Annotated in this window: 14 protein-coding genes and 1 tRNA gene; 3 read left to right on the top strand and 12 right to left on the bottom strand. The window is 72.5% G+C overall.

All coding sequences use genetic code 11. From position 1 onward, the window contains the following. Positions 1 to 51: 51 nt before the first annotated feature. Positions 52 to 123, bottom strand: a tRNA-Val gene (locus tag ABT026_RS19240). Between the two features lie 197 nt (positions 124 to 320). On the opposite strand from ABT026_RS19240, the gene ABT026_RS19235 reads away from it, so the two are divergent. Beyond that, a complete protein-coding gene (locus ABT026_RS19235; RefSeq protein WP_502968012.1) occupies positions 321 to 1,616 on the top strand; it encodes a hypothetical protein in 1,296 nt (431 codons plus the stop codon). Positions 1,617 to 1,725: 109 nt separating this feature from the next. On the opposite strand, the gene ABT026_RS19230 is transcribed toward ABT026_RS19235, so the two are convergent. From ABT026_RS19230 to ABT026_RS19210, 5 genes are all read right to left on the bottom strand, one after another. After that, positions 1,726 to 2,544 (bottom strand): class I SAM-dependent methyltransferase, encoded by an 819-nt coding sequence (locus tag ABT026_RS19230; RefSeq protein ID WP_351115810.1) that lies wholly within the window; start codon positions 2,542 to 2,544, stop codon positions 1,726 to 1,728. 27 nt (positions 2,545 to 2,571) lie between these two features. After that, on the bottom strand, positions 2,572 to 2,793 hold the full coding sequence (locus tag ABT026_RS19225) for an FmdB family zinc ribbon protein (protein ID WP_351115809.1): 222 nt from the start codon (positions 2,791 to 2,793) through the stop codon (positions 2,572 to 2,574). An 82-nt stretch (positions 2,794 to 2,875) separates the two neighbouring features. After that, positions 2,876 to 3,706: an HAD family hydrolase gene (locus tag ABT026_RS19220; RefSeq protein WP_351115808.1), complete on the bottom strand. Its 831-nt coding sequence runs from the start codon at positions 3,704 to 3,706 to the stop codon at positions 2,876 to 2,878. Continuing rightward, a complete protein-coding gene (locus ABT026_RS19215) occupies positions 3,703 to 6,486 on the bottom strand; it encodes a phosphoribosyltransferase (RefSeq protein WP_351115807.1) in 2,784 nt (927 codons plus the stop codon). The genes ABT026_RS19220 and ABT026_RS19215 overlap by 4 nt, the downstream gene beginning before the upstream one ends. A gap of 373 nt (positions 6,487 to 6,859) precedes the next feature. Beyond that, on the bottom strand, positions 6,860 to 8,041 hold the full coding sequence (locus ABT026_RS19210) for an HpcH/HpaI aldolase/citrate lyase family protein (RefSeq protein ID WP_351115806.1): 1,182 nt from the start codon (positions 8,039 to 8,041) through the stop codon (positions 6,860 to 6,862). A 211-nt stretch (positions 8,042 to 8,252) separates the two neighbouring features. Here ABT026_RS19210 and ABT026_RS19205 point away from each other — a divergent pair, with 211 nt between their 5' ends. Continuing rightward, complete coding sequence (locus tag ABT026_RS19205; RefSeq protein ID WP_351115804.1) at positions 8,253 to 9,098, top strand: TerD family protein; 846 nt, start codon at positions 8,253 to 8,255, stop codon at positions 9,096 to 9,098. 42 nt (positions 9,099 to 9,140) lie between these two features. On the opposite strand, the gene ABT026_RS19200 is transcribed toward ABT026_RS19205, so the two are convergent. The 6 genes from ABT026_RS19200 to ABT026_RS19175 all read right to left on the bottom strand — a co-directional run bounded on the left by ABT026_RS19200 (position 9,141) and on the right by ABT026_RS19175 (position 13,980). Then, complete coding sequence (locus ABT026_RS19200) at positions 9,141 to 9,944, bottom strand: Tellurium resistance (RefSeq protein ID WP_351115803.1); 804 nt, start codon at positions 9,942 to 9,944, stop codon at positions 9,141 to 9,143. A 188-nt stretch (positions 9,945 to 10,132) separates the two neighbouring features. Next, the gene (locus ABT026_RS19195) at positions 10,133 to 11,269 is read right to left on the bottom strand and encodes a DUF475 domain-containing protein (protein ID WP_351115802.1); all 1,137 of its coding nucleotides are present in this window, start codon (positions 11,267 to 11,269) and stop codon (positions 10,133 to 10,135) included. A 100-nt stretch (positions 11,270 to 11,369) separates the two neighbouring features. Beyond that, positions 11,370 to 11,948 (bottom strand): TerD family protein, encoded by a 579-nt coding sequence (locus ABT026_RS19190; protein WP_351115801.1) that lies wholly within the window; start codon positions 11,946 to 11,948, stop codon positions 11,370 to 11,372. 257 nt (positions 11,949 to 12,205) lie between these two features. Next, the gene (locus ABT026_RS19185) at positions 12,206 to 12,781 is read right to left on the bottom strand and encodes a TerD family protein (RefSeq protein WP_351115799.1); all 576 of its coding nucleotides are present in this window, start codon (positions 12,779 to 12,781) and stop codon (positions 12,206 to 12,208) included. Between the two features lie 127 nt (positions 12,782 to 12,908). Continuing rightward, entirely contained in the window at positions 12,909 to 13,367 is a 459-nt protein-coding gene (locus ABT026_RS19180) for a peroxiredoxin (RefSeq protein ID WP_351115798.1), read from the bottom strand. Between the two features lie 175 nt (positions 13,368 to 13,542). Continuing rightward, the gene (locus ABT026_RS19175) at positions 13,543 to 13,980 is read right to left on the bottom strand and encodes a DUF3052 domain-containing protein (protein WP_351115797.1); all 438 of its coding nucleotides are present in this window, start codon (positions 13,978 to 13,980) and stop codon (positions 13,543 to 13,545) included. Between the two features lie 461 nt (positions 13,981 to 14,441). Between ABT026_RS19175 and aceE the strand changes: the two genes are divergently transcribed. Then, a complete protein-coding gene (gene aceE / locus ABT026_RS19170) occupies positions 14,442 to 17,198 on the top strand; it encodes a pyruvate dehydrogenase (acetyl-transferring), homodimeric type (protein WP_502968008.1) in 2,757 nt (918 codons plus the stop codon). The last annotated feature ends 52 nt before the right edge of the window (positions 17,199 to 17,250 follow it).

The following is a 17,250-nucleotide window of genomic DNA, read 5'->3' as shown; positions in this document are numbered from 1 at the left end:
CACTGCCGTCGAAGGCCCCCGCGACCATGATCGCGGGGGCCTTCTCGCAGGTGCGCGCGGACGGTTTCGAACCGCCGACATCCGCCTTGTAAGGGCGGCGCTCTACCGCTGAGCTACGCGCGCAGGACAATACGAGCCGACAGCCTACCTTGCCGCGCCCGGCGCCCCGCAAACCGTCTGCCCGGGGCACGAACTGCCGGGGCCGTGTGGCGCGTCGACACAGGTGGGACAATGGCGGGGTCGGCCCGGCGGTGTGACGGGGAGTGGATGTGTCGGACAAGTCGTGGACGCCGGGGCCGGTCAAGGACCTGATGGCCCTGATGGCGCTGCCGTTGCTGCTGGCGCCGGTGCTGGCGGGCGCGTTCGCCGGCGGGGGGACGCGGCGCTGGTTCGGGGGGCGGACCGACGACCGGCGGGCCCAGGCGCAGGAGGCCAAGGACGCGGCGGCGCAGGCGTTCTACGAGCTGGACACGGCGCAGCGGGAGATGCGGCTGTCGATCGAGACGATCAGGGCGGTGGACGACTCCCCCGAGGCCCGGCGGGCGCTGGCCTCGTTCGAGGACTTCGGGCGGCGGGTCGACGAGGTCAGCCACCGGTACATCCAGGCGATCGACGCGCACGACCTGGACCGGGACGACCTGGACGCGGCCACGGCCGGGCGGGCGCGGGAGCAGCTGAGCCGGGCGCGGGACGAGCTGGACCAGGTGCGGCGCGAGCTGGAGCGGTTCGCCGAGGGGCTCGGGCCGCTGCTGGGCAAGGCGGAGACGCAGCTGGCCCGGCTGGCGCCGGCGGTGGAGCGGGCCCGGCAGGCGTTGCGGAACGCGGCCGAGCAACTGGACGCCACGCGGGGCGCGGGGCTGCGGGCGGACGACCTGGCGGCGCGGCTGGCGGCGCTGGGACCGGAGCTGACGTTGCTCAACGAGGGCGCCGGGCGGCACGGTGTGGCCGCCACGCTGCAGCGGGCCGACCGGGTCACCCGGGAGGCGGAGGCGGTGCGCGCCGAGGCGGCGCGGCTGCCGGAGCGGGCCGTGGAGATCGACCGGCGGCTGGTGTCGCTGCGGACCCGGGCCGAGGCGCTGGAGACGAGGACGGCCCAGGTCGGGCCCATCCTGAGCGAGCTGCGGCGGGGCTTCGCGCTGGCCTGCTGGCAGGACCTTCAGTCGGTGCCGGAGCAGGCGGCGCGGAGTGTCGCGCAGGCCGAGGAACGGCTGGCGGAGGCGCGGGCGGCGCGGCAGGAGCAGCGGTGGGCCGACGCGACGGCGCTGCTGGCGACGGTGCGGGCGCTGCTCAACTCGGCGGACGAGGCGGTGTCGGCCGCCGGGGACCGGCTGCGGCGGCTGGAGGCGGTCCGCAAGGACCCGCAGGCGGAGGTGGAACGCGCCCGGTTCGCCGTGCGGGACGCGCAGCGGCTGGCGATGGCGGGCCGGCACCGGCCCGACCCCCGGCACGCGGCTCCTCTGGACGCGGCGGCGGCGCGGCTGGAGCGGGCCGCCGCGGCGGTCGAGGAGGCGGGGCGGCACCCGGACTGGTGGCACTTCCTGGAGGAGACGCGGGCGGTCCGGGACGACGTGGCCCGGGTGGTCGCGGCGATACGGGAGGAGCGGGCGGCGGGCTGAGGCCGAGGAGGGCCGGGCCGGTCGGCGTCCCGGGTCGGTGCTTGCTGGGTCAGTGCTTGCCGGGCTGGTGCTTGCCGGGCTGGTGCTTGCCCGGTCGGTGCTTGCCCGGTCAGCGCTTGTGGGAGACCGCGAGTTCGAGCAGGTAGCGCTTGGTCACCCGGCCGCCGTACGCGCCGTCGATCAGGGCCGCGACGCAGTTCAGCAGGCCGTCCCTGGAGCGTTGCGGCAGAGCCCGGTGGTTCGAGTAGCTCCGGAGCAGGTCCAGGTAGTCCGCGGTGCTGTACGTGAGGTCCCGCAGGTGGCGGCGGAAGACGGTGGGGCCGAACCGGCCGCTGCGGGCCACCTCCTCGACGTGGTCCGCATTGTCCACGGCCTCGGGCGCGGGAGGTCGCATACCGGGTGTGGTGTCCGGGTCGAAGCGCTCGTAGCAGCGCTGGACGCCGACGAAGAACTGCTCGGTGCCGCCCTGCACGTGCTGCGTGCGGATGACGGCGAGGGCCCCGCCCGGGCGTAGCGCGTCGGCCGCCTTGCGCGTGCGGACGGCCGGGTCGATCCAGTGGAACGCGGTCGCCGAGAGGACGACGTCGTACGGCTCCTCGGGGAGGGGCCAGGTCTCGAAGTCCGTGGTCAGGACCTGCGCCGCCGGAGCGTGGGCGAGGTTGCGGCGGGCCACCGCGGCCATGCCGGGGCCGACGTCGAGGGCCGTGACGCGGTAGCCGCGGGCGGCCAGGGGCACGGTCGCCTGGCCGGTTCCGCAGCCGAGTTCGAGGACGCGGGCGCCGGGGTGGGCGCCGGTGAGTTCGGCGAGGTCGTCGTACAGCTCGGGCGGGTAGCCGGGGCGGACGCGGTCGTAGAGCTCGGCGTCCTCGTCGAAGGTGCGGCTCAGCTGGAGCCGCCGGGTCTCCTGGGGGCTGTCGTCACGTCTCATCCGCGCACGTCCGCTGCCGTAGGGCTGTCAGCCGCAGCAGCCGCCGCCGCAGCAGCCGCCTCCTCCGCCGGACGGCGCGGGGGCGGGCGCCGCGGAGCCGGCGGTGCGGCCGACGGCGACGGTGGAGAGCAGTTTCACGGTGTCCTCGTGACCCTCGGGGCAGGTCGCGGGGGCGGAGGACTCCGCCATGGGGCGGCTGAGTTCGAACGTGTCGCCGCAGCTGCGGCAGCGGTACTCGTAGCGAGGCATGGGGCCATTATGCGGGGCGGCGGCCCCGGGGGGACGGGCGCGGCTCGAGTGGTGCACCAAGCCGCGCGGCCGTCCCCGGGGGTCAGGCGCGGGTGGCGGTGAGGAACTCGCGGAGGATGCGTTCCCCGGCGAGGACGCCGCGTTCGACGAGGGGGACGACCGTCGGAGCGCCCCATCCCGTGTCGGCGAGTTCGCCGTGGTTGGGGCGCCAGCCGCGGTCCACCGCCAGCAGCAGGTCGGCGTCGAGGAGGGAGTCGCCCGCGCCGAGGACGAGGCCGGCGCCGGTGCGCCGGGCGACCTCGCGGACCGCGGCGCTCTTGGTGAGCGGCTTGGGCACGGCGTAGATCTTGCGGCCCTGGAGGGAGACCGTCCAGCCGCGGTTCTCGGCCCACTCGGCGAGGTCCTTGACCCACTGGTCGGGCAGCAGGTCGCGCTGCACCACGAGGTAGACGAAGAGATCCTCGGCGATGCGGTGCTTGAGCAGCCACTGCGGGTCGGCGGTGCGCCGGAGGTGTTCGGAGACCTCCTCCAGCGGCGCGCACTCCTCCGCGAGCCGCGCGGCCACCGCCCGCTGCCAGTCGGGGTCGGAGACGCCGTCGACCAGCAGGTGGCCGCCGTTGGCGCAGATCGCGTGGCGCGGTGCGGGGCCGGGCAGGCTGATCCGCTCGTACTGCGCGCGGGTGCGGGTGGTGGTGGGCACGAAGCTGGCGACCTCACCCAGTTCGGCGAGGAGTTCGGCCGCGGCCTCGGTCATGAAGGAGAGCGGTCTGTGCTCGTGGGTCTCGACGCACAGCAGCCGGGGGGCGTCCTGGTCCGGCATGGTGAGCGCGAGGGCGGCCGTGGAGTAGATCAGGGTCCGGTCCAGGTCGCTGGCGACGACGGCGCGAGGGCCGCCGGTATGGGACTCGGTCATCGTGCGGCCACCGCCCGTCCGTCGGTGCCGGTGGCCCCGCGCGTGTAGCGCGGGTGGATGAGTCCGACGCAGCTGTACGGCAGTTCGTCCACCTCCTCGACCGGCACCCCGCGCTGGGCGGCGAGCAGCCGGACGTGGTCAAGGTCGGCGCCCGCGTCCTTGAGGGCCAGGATCTTCCACGGTACCCGGCGCAGCAGCACCCGGGTGGTCTCGCCCACGCCGGGCTTCACCAGGTTGACGTCGTGGATGCCGTACTCCTCGCTGATCCGTTCGACGGCGGCCCAGCCCTCCCAGGTGGGCGTGCGGTCCGCGGCGACGAGCTCCTTGGCGCGGGCCTCGGCGGCGTCGGTGACCTCGTCGAAGCGGGCGGAGACGGCGTCCAGGAAGGCGACGGAGACGTCGGCGTCCGCGAGCTCGCGGTAGAACTTGCCGCCGTGGTAGTCGTGCGGGCCGACCAGGTCGGAGCGCAGCACGGTGCGCGAGATCAGCCCGGAGACGGTCGAGTTGAGGCAGGCGGACGGGATGAGGAAGTCCTCGCGGGTGCCGTAGGTCCTCACGCACGATCCCGGGTCGGCGAGCACCGCGATCTCCGGGTCGAAGCCGGTGATCCCTTCGGCCGCCTCGAACTCCTCGATGGCGGCGGCGAGTTCGCGGGTGATGGCGCCCTTGCCGGTCCAGCCGTCGACGAACAGGACGTCGCGGGGGTCGTGGTGGGCGGCGAGGTAGCGCAGGGCGTTGGCGTCGATGCCGCGGCCGCGCACGATGGAGACGGCGTAGTGCGGCAGGTCCAGGCCGTGACGGTGGCGGGCCCAGCGGCGCATCAGGACGCCGACCGGGGTTCCGGCGCGGGCCAGCGAGACCAGCACGGTCCGTCCGGCGCGCGCGCCGCGCTCGGCGAGGACGGTCTCGGTCACCACGCCGACGGCCTCGGCGATCCGGGTGGCGGAGGTGTCCAGAGCGGCGTGGAAGAGCCGCTGGTAGTCCTCGCTGGGCTGGTACTCGACGGGCAGCGACTCGGCGTAGTGGGCGCCGCCGCTCTGGATGGCCTCCTCACGCTCCTCGGTGGGCGCCTCGAGGGTGACGTCGGAGAGGTCCTGAAGCAGCCAGCCCACTTCGTCGGGGGCGTAGGAGGAGAAGTGTGGTCCGCGGAGGGGCTCCGGCAGCATGGCGGGCCTTTCGGATGCGCGCGCGGCGCCGCCCTCGCGGGCGGTCCGTGCGGGGGCGGGGCGGGAGACGTGGCGGGCGGCGCGGCCGGGGTCGTGACCTGCGGCGTCGCGACCGGCGCGGTCCTGACCGGCAAGGTCCTGACCGGCGACCTCGTGGCCGGCGCGGTCCTGACCGGTGGCGTCGTGACCGGCGTGGTCCTGACCGGTGGCGTCGTGGCCGACGCGGTCCTGACCGGTGGCGTCGTGACCGGTGGCGCGGCTGGGGACGTGGCTGGGGACGACGGCGAGCAGCACGTGCGGGGTGTGCGCGGCGAGTCGCGCGAGCAGGCCGTCGGGGGCGTGCAGCGCCGGGGTGTCGCCGGCGGAGTCGACGACGGCGATCACGGCGTCGAAGCCGGCGCCGGCCACGTTGTACGCGTAGCGGTCGCCGGGCCCGTCGGCCGGGTCGTCGTGGGCGGGGAAGACCAGGCGGCTGCGGATGGCGTAGCCGGGGTCGTCGACCGCGAGGACGGGCGAGCGGGTGGTGGTGGAGAACCGCACCCGCGCGTCGGTGAGCAGCTGTTCCAGTCCGGCGGCCAGGCGCAGCGGGGCGTACATCAGCTCCTCGAAGCCGAGGACGAGCACGCGGCCGTGACGGGCGCCGGCCGGCAGGGCCTCGGCGAGGCGCGCGGTCATCGCGGGCAGGGCGGCGTCGAGCCGGGCGCGGTGGTGCGGCGTGAACCCGTGCCGGCCGCCGTCGGGGAGACCCTCGGGCCAGCCGAGGTCCACCCGGCGGGCGAGCGGGGTGGGGGTCGTCCGCTGCCGCGGGACCATGTCCTCGCGGCGTGGGGCGTCGCCCGGCGCTGCCGGGGCCTGTGCCCGGGGCTGGGGCGCGGCGGCGGGGCTCTCGTGGGCCGCGACCAGGGCCTGGCCCTTCTCGAGGACGCCCTCCGGGAGCCGGACCCGGCCGGTCGCGGTGGCGACCAGGTCGACGCGGGCGCCGATCTCCGCGGCGAACTCGGCGAGCCGGCCGCTGTCGGCGGGCGAACGCGTGTCGACCAGCGCGACCACCACGTACCGCGCACGGGGGTAACGGGCGTGCAGGGCGCGGATGGTGTTCAGGACCGTGTTGCCGGTGGAGAACTCGTCGTCGACCAGCACCAGCGGGCCGTCCCCCGCGAGCAGGGCGGGGTCCTCCGGCAGCAGGAGGTGGCTGGTGGCGTGGGAGTGCGACTCCTCGAAGCCGCCGGCCGCGTCGACGCCGGGGACGGGGCGACGCGTGGAGTGCAGGCAGGGGGCGTCGCCGAGGCCGTCCGCGACCGAGTGGCCGAGGCCTGTGGCGGTCTCGGCGTAGCCGAGGACGACCGCCCGCGACGCCTCCTGCGGGCCCAGCAGCTCGCGGACCCGGCGGCCGAGGGCCACGCCGTGTCCGTGGACGACGGCGGGCGACTGCGGCACGTGCTTGCCGAGCACGTGGGAGACGAGCAGGTGGGCGCGGCGGGGGTTGCGGCGCAGGGCGAGCCCCAGCAGGTCGCGCAGGGCCGGGTCGCCCTCCAGGGCGACGCCGAGGCGTTCGGCCACCCAGGTGCCGGTCCAGGGGCCGGTGCGGTCCTCGGCGGTGTCGGCTGTCTTCATGAGTCCCTTGTGTGTCCGGCCGGTGGGGCGGCGTGTGCCGCCGCCCTCCGGCGTCCGTCTGCCTGCGGCGTGCGTGGGGCGCGTGCGGGGCGCCCGTCCGTGTTCACGAGGCCCGGGTGGTTGCGGTGACCCGGGCGGCCCCGTCGTCCCGGGCGGCCTGGGGGCCCGGGGGGCGTGTCCCCGGTGCCTGTGGGGCGCGGATCTGTGTGCCGCCCGCCTGTGTGCCGCAGCCCTGTGTGCGGCCCGCCTACATGCGGTCCGCCTGTGTGGACCGCACCTGTGTCGGCCAGGCCTGTGTGGCGCGAGCCCGCCCGGGTTCCCGGGCAGGAGAGGCCCGCGGCCTTGGGGAGGGCCGCTCGCGAGGTGCGGGCCCTCACGGGCAGGCGTCGGAGGCCGCGGCGAGCAGGTCGACGAAGCCCACGTCCTCCTGGGCGACGCCGAAGACCTGCGCGCGGAGCATGGTCCGCTCCGCCCACGCCCGGTGCGGCTTCACCTCGTTCATCTTGTTGGTGTACGCCGACCGCAGCACCCCGCCGCCGCCCCGCTCGGGCCGAAGGATGTCCTGCGCGTCGCAGAACTCCTCGTGGCTGACGACGGAGAGCGCGTGGACCGGCTGGACGTGGGTGGGGTGGATGCAGGTCTTGCCGAGCAGGCCGTTGGCCTGGTCGAGGGCGATCTCCCGCAGCAGGCCGTCCAGCGCGTGCTCGATGAGGTTCTCGCGCAGCTCCCGGGCGTCGCCGCGAAACGGGCTCTCCCGCAGCTGCGGCTTGAAGATACGTTCCTGCAACCGGAAGTACTCCCACACCGGTCCGGTGACGGTGAAGCCGGTGCCGTCGGCGCGCCCCAGCACGTTGACCACGTCGGAGATCACCGAGGCGATGATCCGCACGTCGTAGGCGGTCATGTCGGGGGCGCGGCGCAGGCCGTAGGCGGAGCAGAAGTCCGTGACGCCGAGCCGCAGCGCCAGCACCCGGTCGCGGTACTTGTCGACCGTGTCGAAGATGCCCGTCAGGGTCTCGGTGCGCGTCTCCAGGTGGAGGAGCTCGGGCGACTCCAGGACCGGCATCACGAACAGCCGCCGTCCGCTCTCCGCCTCGGCCTCGGCCGCCGCCTCCAGGAAGGGGGTGCCGTGCCGCTGGGTGAACTTGGGCACCACGAAGCCGGAGAGCAGCCGGGCGGACGCGCCGAACCGGCGGACCAGGTCGCCGATCTGCCCGGGGTGCCGCACCCGCACGAACAGCAGCGGCAGCCGCTCGCCGGAGGTCTCGCCGAGCCGGGCGTCCAGGTCGGCGAACTGCCGGACCAGGTTCTCCTCGCCGGCCTCGACGTCGGCGTCGTCGATGGAGTCCTCCAGGCACAGGACCATGGAGACGACACCGCGGGCCGCCTGCTTGAGGACGTCGTCGGCCAGCCGCGGGCGGGTGGCCGGGCTGTACAGGGTCGCGCCCAGCGCCGCGGAGAGCACGGGGGCGGGCGAGTCGGCCGTGAACTCGCAGGGCTCCTGGTGGAAGAGGCGCTCTCGCACCTCCGGGGCTACGTGCCCGAAGTGACGCATGGTGTCCCCCGTGAGAAATCAGCGGCCGAAGAGGGTGGCCGGTAATAGTACGTACAGATCTATTTCCGCAGTTCCCGAGGTCCGTGAAGTTCGGGTGACCGGCGTATGTCCGTTACGGACCGCGACAGTCCCTCCCGGGCCGAAACCGTCCGGATCGGTCCGGCCGACCCCCGCATTGTCCTGGCCGGACCCAGAGGGCAGGATTGCCCGTATGACGCACGCGATGCTGAAGGGCTCCAACGTCCCGCTGGAGGCGGGCACGGTACGCGCCGTGCTCCGGTGGTCGGCGGGGCCGGGCGCGCCCGACGTGGACGCTTCGGCGCTTCTGCTCGGGACGGACGGACGTGTGCGCTCGGACGGGGACTTCGTCTTCTACAACCAGCCACGGCATCCCTCCGGGAAGGTCTGGCGGCTCGGCAAGAAGCGCGTCACCGAGGGCCTCACCGACACGGTCCAGACGAACCTGAGCGGTGTCGAGGCGGATGTCGGCCGTGTTCTCGTCGTCGCCTCGGCGGACGGGGTGCCGTTCTCCCGCGTGGAGGACCTGCGCATCCTGCTGTACGACGCGGACGTGCCGGACGGGGATCCGCTGGCGTATTTCGACATCGTGCCGGAGACCGGCGAGGAGACCGCCATGATCTGCGGCGAGCTCTACCGGCGGGGCGGGAGCTGGAAGTTCCGGGCCCTCGGCGAGGGCTACGCCAACGGGCTCGAGGGGCTGGCCTCCGACTTCGGCATCTCGGTCGAGGACCCCGACGGGGGTGCGGCGTCGGCCGAACAGCCGGGGAACGGGATCGAGTCGCCCGGTTCGGGGCCGGACTTCTCGCGGCCGCTGCCGGCCGAGGAGCCGACGGCCGCGGCGGTCGTGGCGCCGCCCCCCACGACGGGGTACGGGTATCCGCCGGCCGGTGGCGCCGCCGCTGCGGGGTATGGCTATCCGCCGGCAGCGACGGTGCAGAGGGTGCCGGCGCAGGCGTCCGCGTACGGCTATCCCCAGCCGGTGGGCGACCAGGGCTTCCGCATGCCCCCCATGGGCCCTCAGTTCCTCTCCCGCTGACCTCGCACCCCATGTCCGCCGGGGCCCGCGGCGGACATGGGGTCAGCGGCCGGCGGACTTGTGGCCGCGGCCCCAGTTGAGGCCCCAGCCGTAGAGGCGGTCCAGTTCGGCCTGGTAGCCGTAGACGTACCGCGCCTCGCGGCGGACGAAGATCTCGCCCTTGACGTTCTCCACCGTGAACACCGCGCAGGAACGCGCCTGCGGATGACGTTCGTCGAGGTCGATCTCGATCACCGGGTCCGCCCCGGCGAAGAGCGTGACCGTCGCCTCGGTGCGGTCGAAGGCGGGGGTCTCGTCGTAGATGTAGGCGAACACCAGCAGCCGCCGGATGTCGTCCCGGTGGTCGAGGTTGATGTGCATCGTCTCGCCGGACCCGGAGCCCGCCCGGTCGTCGCCGTCCAGCTTCACGTAGGGCGGCTCGTTGATCGCCCCGTAGAGGCCGCCGAGCGGCTGCACGACGCCCTTGGAGCCGTCGGTGAGTTCGTACAGGCAGCCCAGGTCGAGGTCGACGCGGACCATGGACTGGGTGTGGCCGACGACCTCCGGCGGCCGGAGCGCCCGCAGCGGGTGGCGCAGCAGGCTCTCCCGCGTGCCGCCGCCGAGGTCGGAGGTCCGCATCCGCCAGGCCAGCTGGACGCGCAGGTTGCCGGTGTCGGCGCCCTGCTTGGTCAGCGACACCCGGCGCCGCCGGCTGGTCAGCCGGACGGGGCCGCCCCGGGCGCCGCGGGTGTCGAAGCCGGCCGCGTGCCAGGGCCGCAGGCCGTCGAAGAAGCCGGAGAACCCCGAGAACGCCGCGGCCCCCGGCCTCGTCCCCCGCTCGCCGGACCGCTGTTCCGTGGAAGCCATCCCCGCCCACCCCTCGCATCGCACCGTCACCGCCGGCCCGCTGCGCGCATACGCCGGCGGGGCGGCCTGGAGGACTGCCCGTCCTCGACGACCGCCCCGCTGAGAGCGTTCCCTTCGCGCGGGGTGCGGTACACGCGGCGAAGGTCACACGCGGGGTCGCACACGGGCACGAAGGGGGGTCACACGGCTCACACCCCGGAGGAGACCTCCGCCTTGCCGTCGGAGCCGCCCTCGGCCGCGGCCAGCCTGCGGTTGCGGCGGACCGAGGACCAGAACGAGCTGGCGATCAGGACGACACCGATCAGGCCGGTGATGATCTCGTGGATCTGGTACTGGATGGTGACCAGCAGGATGACCGCCAGGGCGCCGATCGCGTAGTGCGCACCGTGCTCCAGGTAGACGTAGTCGTCCAGGGTGCCCTGGCGGACCAGGTACACGGTGAGGGAACGGACGTACATGGCGCCGATGCCCAGACCCAGCGCCATCAGGATGATGTCGTTGGTGATGGCGAAGGCGCCGATGACGCCGTCGAAGGAGAACGACGCGTCCAGGACCTCGAGGTAGAGGAACATGAAGAAGGCCGCCTTGCCGACCAGCTCGACGGCGGACCGCGGCTTGCCCTCGGCGGCCGCCTTCTCCTCCGCCTCGTGCTCGCGCTCCTCCTCCTCCTCGAGCTTGTCCTCGAAGTAGCCGGAGAGACCGCCGACCACCAGGTAGGTGATCAGACCGCCGATGCCGGCCAGCATCACCGTGGCGGACTTGTCCGCGTGGCCGCTGTGCGTGTGGGCGTGCGTCGCGAAGGTCATCGCCGTGACCAGCAGCGCGATCAGCGCGATGCAGACGGACAGCATGTCGACCTTGCCGAGCTTGGCGAGCGGACGCTCCAGCCAGGCCAGCCACTTGATGTCCCGGTCCTCGAAGATGAAGTCGAGGAAGATCATCAGCAGGAACATACCGCCGAACGCGGCGATCGCCGGGTGGGCGTCCGTCACGTACTGCTCGTAGAGGTCCTTGTTGTTCAGCGCCAGGTCGACCGCGTCGATCGGGTTGAGCTTGGCGCTGATGGCGACGATGACGACGGGGAAGACCAGCCGCATGCCGAAGACGGCGATCAGGATGCCGATGGTGAGGAAGATGCGCTGCCAGAAGGCGCTCATCTTCTTCAGGATCCCGGCGTTGACCACCGCGTTGTCGAAGGACAGCGAGATCTCGAGGATCGACAGGATGGCCACGACGCCGAAGGCCGTCCATCCCCCGTAGATGACCGCTACGACCAGGCCGAGCGCGGTGACCGCGAACGACCAGCCGAAGGTTTTGAGTACCACTGGCTACCCCATCATGTGGCGGGGGACCGCCCCGCACCCGGCTTTACTCTTCGTTGACCCGAAGTCTAGGGTCGTGTCGCGTTCCTGTGACGCCCGGGGCTCAGGAGACGTCGACCCCGTGGTCGAGCGCGATGCCGCGCAGACCCGACGCGTACCCCTGGCCGACCGCGCGGAACTTCCACTCGCCCCGGTACCGGTACAGCTCACCGAAGATCATCGCCGTCTCGGTGGAGGCGTCCTCGGAGAGGTCGTAGCGGGCCAGCTCCTGGCCGTCGGCCTCGTTGACGACCCGGATGAAGGCGTTGGAGACCTGGCCGAAGCTCTGGCCGCGCAGGTCCGCCTCGTGGATCGACACGGGGAAGACGATCCGCTCGCACTGGGCCGGCACCTGGGGCAGGTCCACGACGATCGACTCGTCGTCGCCGTCCCCCTCGCCGGTGAGGTTGTCGCCCGTGTGGGTCACCGAACCGTCGGGGCTGGTGAGCTGGTTGTAGAAGACGAACCACTCGTCCCCGAGGATGCGGCCGCCCGCGCCGCAGATCAGGGCGCTGGCGTCGAGGTCGAAGGGCGCCCCGGTGGTGGAGCGCGCGTCCCAGCCGAGCCCGACCGTCACCTTGGTGAGGTTGGGGGCGGCTTTCGAGAGGGAGACGTTGCCTCCCTTGGCGAGCGTGACGCCCATGAACGGATCCTCCCCTTGTCGTACGGATGACGGCTGCCGAGCGGGCAGCCGGCGAGCGGCCGGGTGCGCCACGACGCCCGCCCCCACGGACCCGCGAGCCGTCCCGGCCCCCGGACCCGCCCGCGGCCCGGGCCCCGGGACCGCGGAACCCGGAGCCCCCCGGCCCGTGCCGCCCGCGCCCCGGCTCCCTGCCGGGGCGCCGCGGAGGCGGTGCCGGACGGGAGCCGGGGCGCGGGCCCGTGGCGCGTGCGGTGACGTCAGACGTTGACGCCGAAGTCCTGCGCGATGCCGCGCAGGCCCGAGGCGTAGCCCTGGCCGACCGCGCGGAACTTCCACTCCGCGCCGTGCCGGTAGAGCTCGCCGAAGACCATCGCCGTCTCCGTGGACGCGTCCTCGGAGAGGTCGTAGCGGGCGATCTCCGCACCGCCGGCCTGGTTCACCACGCGGATGAAGGCGTTGCGGACCTGGCCGAAGGACTGCTGACGGGCCTCGGCGTCGTAGATCGACACCGGGAAGGTGATCCGGTCGACGTCGGCCGGGACGGAGGCCAGGTTGACCTTGATCTGCTCGTCGTCGCCCTCGCCCTCACCCGTGCGGTTGTCGCCGGTGTGCTCCACCGACCCGTCCGGGCTGGTGAGGTTGTTGAAGAAGACGAAGTGCGCGTCGCTGGCGACCTTGCCGGCGGCGTTGAGCAGCAGCGCGCTGGCGTCGAGGTCGAAGTCGGTGCCGGTGGTGGTGCGGACGTCCCAGCCGAGGCCGACGATGACGGCCGTCAGACCGGGCGCCTCCTTGCTCAGCGAAACGTTGCCGCCCTTGCTGAGGCTGACTCCCACGAGTTCTCCCTTGTGCTGTCCGGGGGCCGGGAGCCCCTGGTGGTACGTCGGTAAGTGGTCAACGACCGATCGTAGTGACCCGTTCCCTCCCAGCGGGAGGTGAACCGGCCACGAGATCGGCGACGCGTCACATCGTCTCGAGCGCCTTCACGTAGTCGTCGAGGTCGCGCGCGTCGGGGAGGGCGTTGACGACGGTCCAGCGGACCATGCCCTCCTTGTCGATGATGAAGGTGCCGCGCACCGCGCAGCCCTTCTCCTCGTCGAAGACGCCGTAGGCGCGCGACACGTTCCCGTGCGGCCAGAAGTCGGAGAGCAGGGGGTACTCGAAGCCCTCCTGCTCGGCGTAGATCCGCAGGCTGTGGATGGAGTCGGCGGACACCGCGAGCACCTGGGTGTCGTCGTTGACGAAGGCCGGCAGGTTGTCCCGGATGTCGCAGAGCTCGCCGGTGCACACCCCGGTGAAGGCGAAGGGGTAGAAGAGGAGCACCACGTTCTTCTCGCCGCGGTACTCCGAGAGCCGCACCGTCCGGCCGTGGTTGTCCTTCAGCTCGAAGTCCGGGGCCTGGTTGCCGACCTCGATCGCCATCTCTTCGTGTTCCCTTCGGGTGGCACCGCGCTGCTGCTGATCAGGTGGATCACACCCTACGCGGCCCGGTGCGGGGCGAGCGGAGAACACCGCGGGGGGACGTCCGGACCGTGTGGTCCGGACGTCCCCCCGCGGGGCGGTCGTGCAGCCGGTCCCCTCGGGGCCGGCGGGGGCGTCACCGCTTGGTCTTGGCGCCCTTCGGCGTCAGCAGGCGGCTTCCGCTCCAGTCCTTGCCCACGCTGACGCCCTTGGTCGCGGAGAGACCCGCGGTCGTCGCGGCCTCGGCGATGTCGCTCGGCTCCACGTAGCCGTCACGGCCCGTCTTGGGCGTGAGGAGCAGGATCGAGCCACCCTCCTCGATGTACGTGGTGGCGTCCACCAGCACATCGGTCAGGTCGCCGTCGTCGTCGCGGAACCACAGCACCACGGCATCGGCGACGTCGTCGTAATCCTCGTCGACCAGCTCGCTGCCGATGACTTCCTCGATGGCCTCGCGGAGCTCCTGATCGACGTCGTCGTCGTAGCCGATCTCCTGGACCACCTGCTCGGGCTGGAACCCCAGCCTGGCGGCAGGGTTCGTCCGCTCCTCCGCGTGGTCCGCGGTCGCGCTCACGGGTTGCCTCCTGATCATGTTGCGTTTGTGTCTCCTCCGGCTCGCTCCAGTGCTGCCGGGGGAAGGGTTCGAGCCACGCGCGTACGCGAAGCATTGGCCGTAGTCCACACGGGCGGGACCGATCGCGCAAGTACCCGGCCGTCGAGACCGCCGAAACGGTGACGTTCCCGGCGGCACCGTGGCAAGTTCCGGGCGCCGATACCGGGCCCGGGTGACGCAGGCCACACTATTCTGTCCTCTTTGCCGCTTTCGGCGGACACCATGCGTGCGACGTGCGAATTGTTTTGCGAAACGTGTCTGGAGTGAGCGTATTCGCTTTCCGTGACCCGCGCGCCACGGGGGTCGGCCATCGGCTCGACTCCCGCCCGGACGCACGGGAGGTGAGGTTCACGATCAGCGGGTACACCATGGGAGATACCCACCGAGAACGACTGGACCCCCAGCGAGAGCGAAGGAACGCCGTGGCTTCCGGACCCGGACCAGATCGCGCCCCGATCATCATCGGCGGCCTGCCCAGCCAGGTCCCCGACTTCGACCCCGAGGAAACCAAGGAGTGGCTCGACTCCCTCGACGCCGCGATCGACGAGCGCGGCCGGGACCGGGCACGCTACCTGATGCTGCGCATGATCGAGCGGGCCCGCGAGAAGCGCGTGGCCGTGCCCGAGATGCGCAGCACGGACTACGTCAACACGATCGCCACCAAGGACGAGCCGTTCTTCCCCGGCAACGAGGAGATCGAGCGCAGGATCCTCAACGCGACCCGGTGGAACGCCGCGGTGATGGTCTCCCGCGCGCAGCGCCCGGGCGTCGGGGTGGGCGGTCACATCGCCACCTTCGCCTCCTCCGCCTCGCTGTACGACGTGGGCTTCAACCACTTCTTCCGGGGCAAGGACCGCGGTGACGGCGGCGACCAGATCTTCTTCCAGGGCCACGCCTCCCCCGGCATCTACGCCCGCGCCTTCCTGCTGGACCGGCTCTCCGAGGCACAGCTGAACGGGTTCCGCCAGGAGAAGTCGAAGGCGCCCGAGTGCCTGTCCTCGTACCCGCACCCACGCTCGATGCCGGACTTCTGGGAGTTTCCGACGGTCTCCATGGGCCTGGGCCCGCTGGGCGCGATCTTCCAGGCGCGGATGAACCGCTACATGCACGCCCGGGGCATCGCGGACACCTCGCGCTCGCACGTGTGGGCGTTCCTCGGCGACGGCGAGATGGACGAGCCGGAGTCGCTGGGCCAGCTCTCCCTGGCCGCCCGCGAGGGGCTGGACAACCTGACCTTCGTGGTCAACTGCAACCTCCAGCGCCTCGACGGCCCGGTGCGCGGCAACGGGAAGATCATCCAGGAGCTGGAGTCGGTCTTCCGGGGCGCCGGCTGGAACGTGATCAAGCTGATCTGGGACCGCAGCTGGGACCCGCTGCTGGCGCAGGACCGCGACGGCGTCCTCGTCGACCGGATGAACCGGACCCCCGACGGCCAGTTCCAGACGTACGCCACCGAGTCCGGCGGGTACATCCGCGACCACTTCTTCGGCGACGACCACCGGCTGCGCGCGATGGTCGAGAACATGACCGACGACCAGATCCTCCATCTGGGGCGCGGCGGCCACGACCACCGGAAGATCTTCGCGGCCTACGCGGCGGCGCTGGCCCACAAGGGGCAGCCGACGGTCATCCTGGCCAAGACGGTCAAGGGCTGGACGCTGGGGCCGAACTTCGAGGGCCGCAACGCGACGCACCAGATGAAGAAGCTGACCGTCGACGACCTCAAGCGCTTCCGGGACCGGCTGCACCTGCCGATCTCCGACAAGCAGCTGGAGGACCCGTACGAGGCGCCGTACTTCCATCCGGGCAAGGACTCGGAGGAGATCCAGTACATGCACGACCGGCGCCGGTCGCTGGACGGGTACGTGCCCACCCGGGTGCTGCGGAGCAAGCCGCTGGAGCTTCCGGGCGACCAGGCCTACGCCGCGATGAAGAAGGGCTCAGGCAAGCAGACCATCGCCACCACCATGGCGTTCGTGCGGCTGCTGAAGGACCTGATGCGGGACAAGGAGATCGGCAGGCGGTTCGTGCTGATCGCGCCGGACGAGTACCGGACGTTCGGCATGGACTCGTTCTTCCCGAGCGCCAAGATCTACAACCCGATGGGCCAGCAGTACGAGTCCGTCGACCGGGAGCTGCTGCTCGCCTACAAGGAGTCGCCGACCGGCCAGATGCTGCACGACGGCATCTCCGAGGCCGGCTGCACCGCCTCGCTGATCGCCGCCGGCTCGGCCCACGCGACGCACGGCGAGCCGCTGATCCCGGTGTACGTCTTCTACTCGATGTTCGGCTTCCAGCGCACCGGCGACCAGTTCTGGCAGATGGCCGACCAGATGGCGCGCGGTTTCGTCCTGGGCGCGACGGCCGGCCGGACGACGCTGACCGGTGAGGGCCTCCAGCACGCGGACGGCCACTCGCAGCTGCTGGCCTCCACCAACCCGGCCTGCGTGGCCTACGACCCGGCCTTCGGGTTCGAGATCTCGCACATCGTGCGGGACGGTCTGCGGCGGATGTACGGCTCCTCGCCGGAGCACCCGCACGGCGAGGACGTGTTCTACTACCTGACCGTCTACAACGAGCCGATCGTGCACCCGGCCGAGCCGGAGGACGTGGACGTCGAGGGCATCCTCAAGGGCATCCACCGGTACGCGCCGGGCAGCGCGGGCTCGATCCCCGCGCAGATCATGGCCTCGGGCGTGGCGCTGCCGTGGGCGCTGGAGGCGCAGCGGATCCTCGCCGAGGACTGGGACGTGCGGGCCGACGTCTGGTCGGCGACCTCCTGGAACGAGCTGCGGCGCGAGGCCGTCGACGTTGAGGAGCACAACCTGCTGCACCCGGAGGAGGAGCCGCGGGTGCCGTGGGTGACGCAGAAGCTGTCGGGTGCGGAGGGTCCGTTCGTGGCGGTCTCCGACTGGATGCGGTCGGTTCCCGACCAGATCGCGCGGTGGGTCCCGGGTCCGTACACCTCGCTGGGCGCCGACGGCTTCGGGTTCGCCGACACCCGCGGGGCGGCGCGCCGCTTCTTCCACATCGACGCCCAGTCGGTGGTGGTGGCGGTGCTTTCCGAGCTGGCCAAGGCCGGCCGGGTCGACCGCGGGGTGCTGAAGCAGGCGATCGACCGGTACCGGATCCTCGACGTGCGGGCGGCCGACCCCGGCACCATGGGCGGCGACGCCTGACCCTTCGCGTGTCCCGGGCCCCCACCGCCCTTCCGGGCGGTGGGGGCCCTTT

It is taken from the genome of Streptomyces sp. NPDC002734, from assembly GCF_040295685.1.
GTDB lineage: Bacteria > Actinomycetota > Actinomycetes > Streptomycetales > Streptomycetaceae > Streptomyces.
This window is presented reverse-complemented; position numbering and strand designations above follow the sequence as displayed.

Coding starts and splice junctions, on each gene's coding strand:
- ABT026_RS19235 (WP_502968012.1), top strand. CDS start 321: ATGGCGCTGCCGTTGCTGCTGGCGCCGGTGCTGGCGGGCGCGTTCGCC.
- ABT026_RS19230 (WP_351115810.1), bottom strand. CDS start 2,544: ATGAGACGTGACGACAGCCCCCAGGAGACCCGGCGGCTCCAGCTGAGC.
- ABT026_RS19225 (WP_351115809.1), bottom strand. CDS start 2,793: ATGCCTCGCTACGAGTACCGCTGCCGCAGCTGCGGCGACACGTTCGAA.
- ABT026_RS19220 (WP_351115808.1), bottom strand. CDS start 3,706: ATGACCGAGTCCCATACCGGCGGCCCTCGCGCCGTCGTCGCCAGCGAC.
- ABT026_RS19215 (WP_351115807.1), bottom strand. CDS start 6,486: ATGAAGACAGCCGACACCGCCGAGGACCGCACCGGCCCCTGGACCGGC.
- ABT026_RS19210 (WP_351115806.1), bottom strand. CDS start 8,041: ATGCGTCACTTCGGGCACGTAGCCCCGGAGGTGCGAGAGCGCCTCTTC.
- ABT026_RS19205 (WP_351115804.1), top strand. CDS start 8,253: ATGACGCACGCGATGCTGAAGGGCTCCAACGTCCCGCTGGAGGCGGGC.
- ABT026_RS19200 (WP_351115803.1), bottom strand. CDS start 9,944: ATGGCTTCCACGGAACAGCGGTCCGGCGAGCGGGGGACGAGGCCGGGG.
- ABT026_RS19190 (WP_351115801.1), bottom strand. CDS start 11,948: ATGGGCGTCACGCTCGCCAAGGGAGGCAACGTCTCCCTCTCGAAAGCC.
- ABT026_RS19180 (WP_351115798.1), bottom strand. CDS start 13,367: ATGGCGATCGAGGTCGGCAACCAGGCCCCGGACTTCGAGCTGAAGGAC.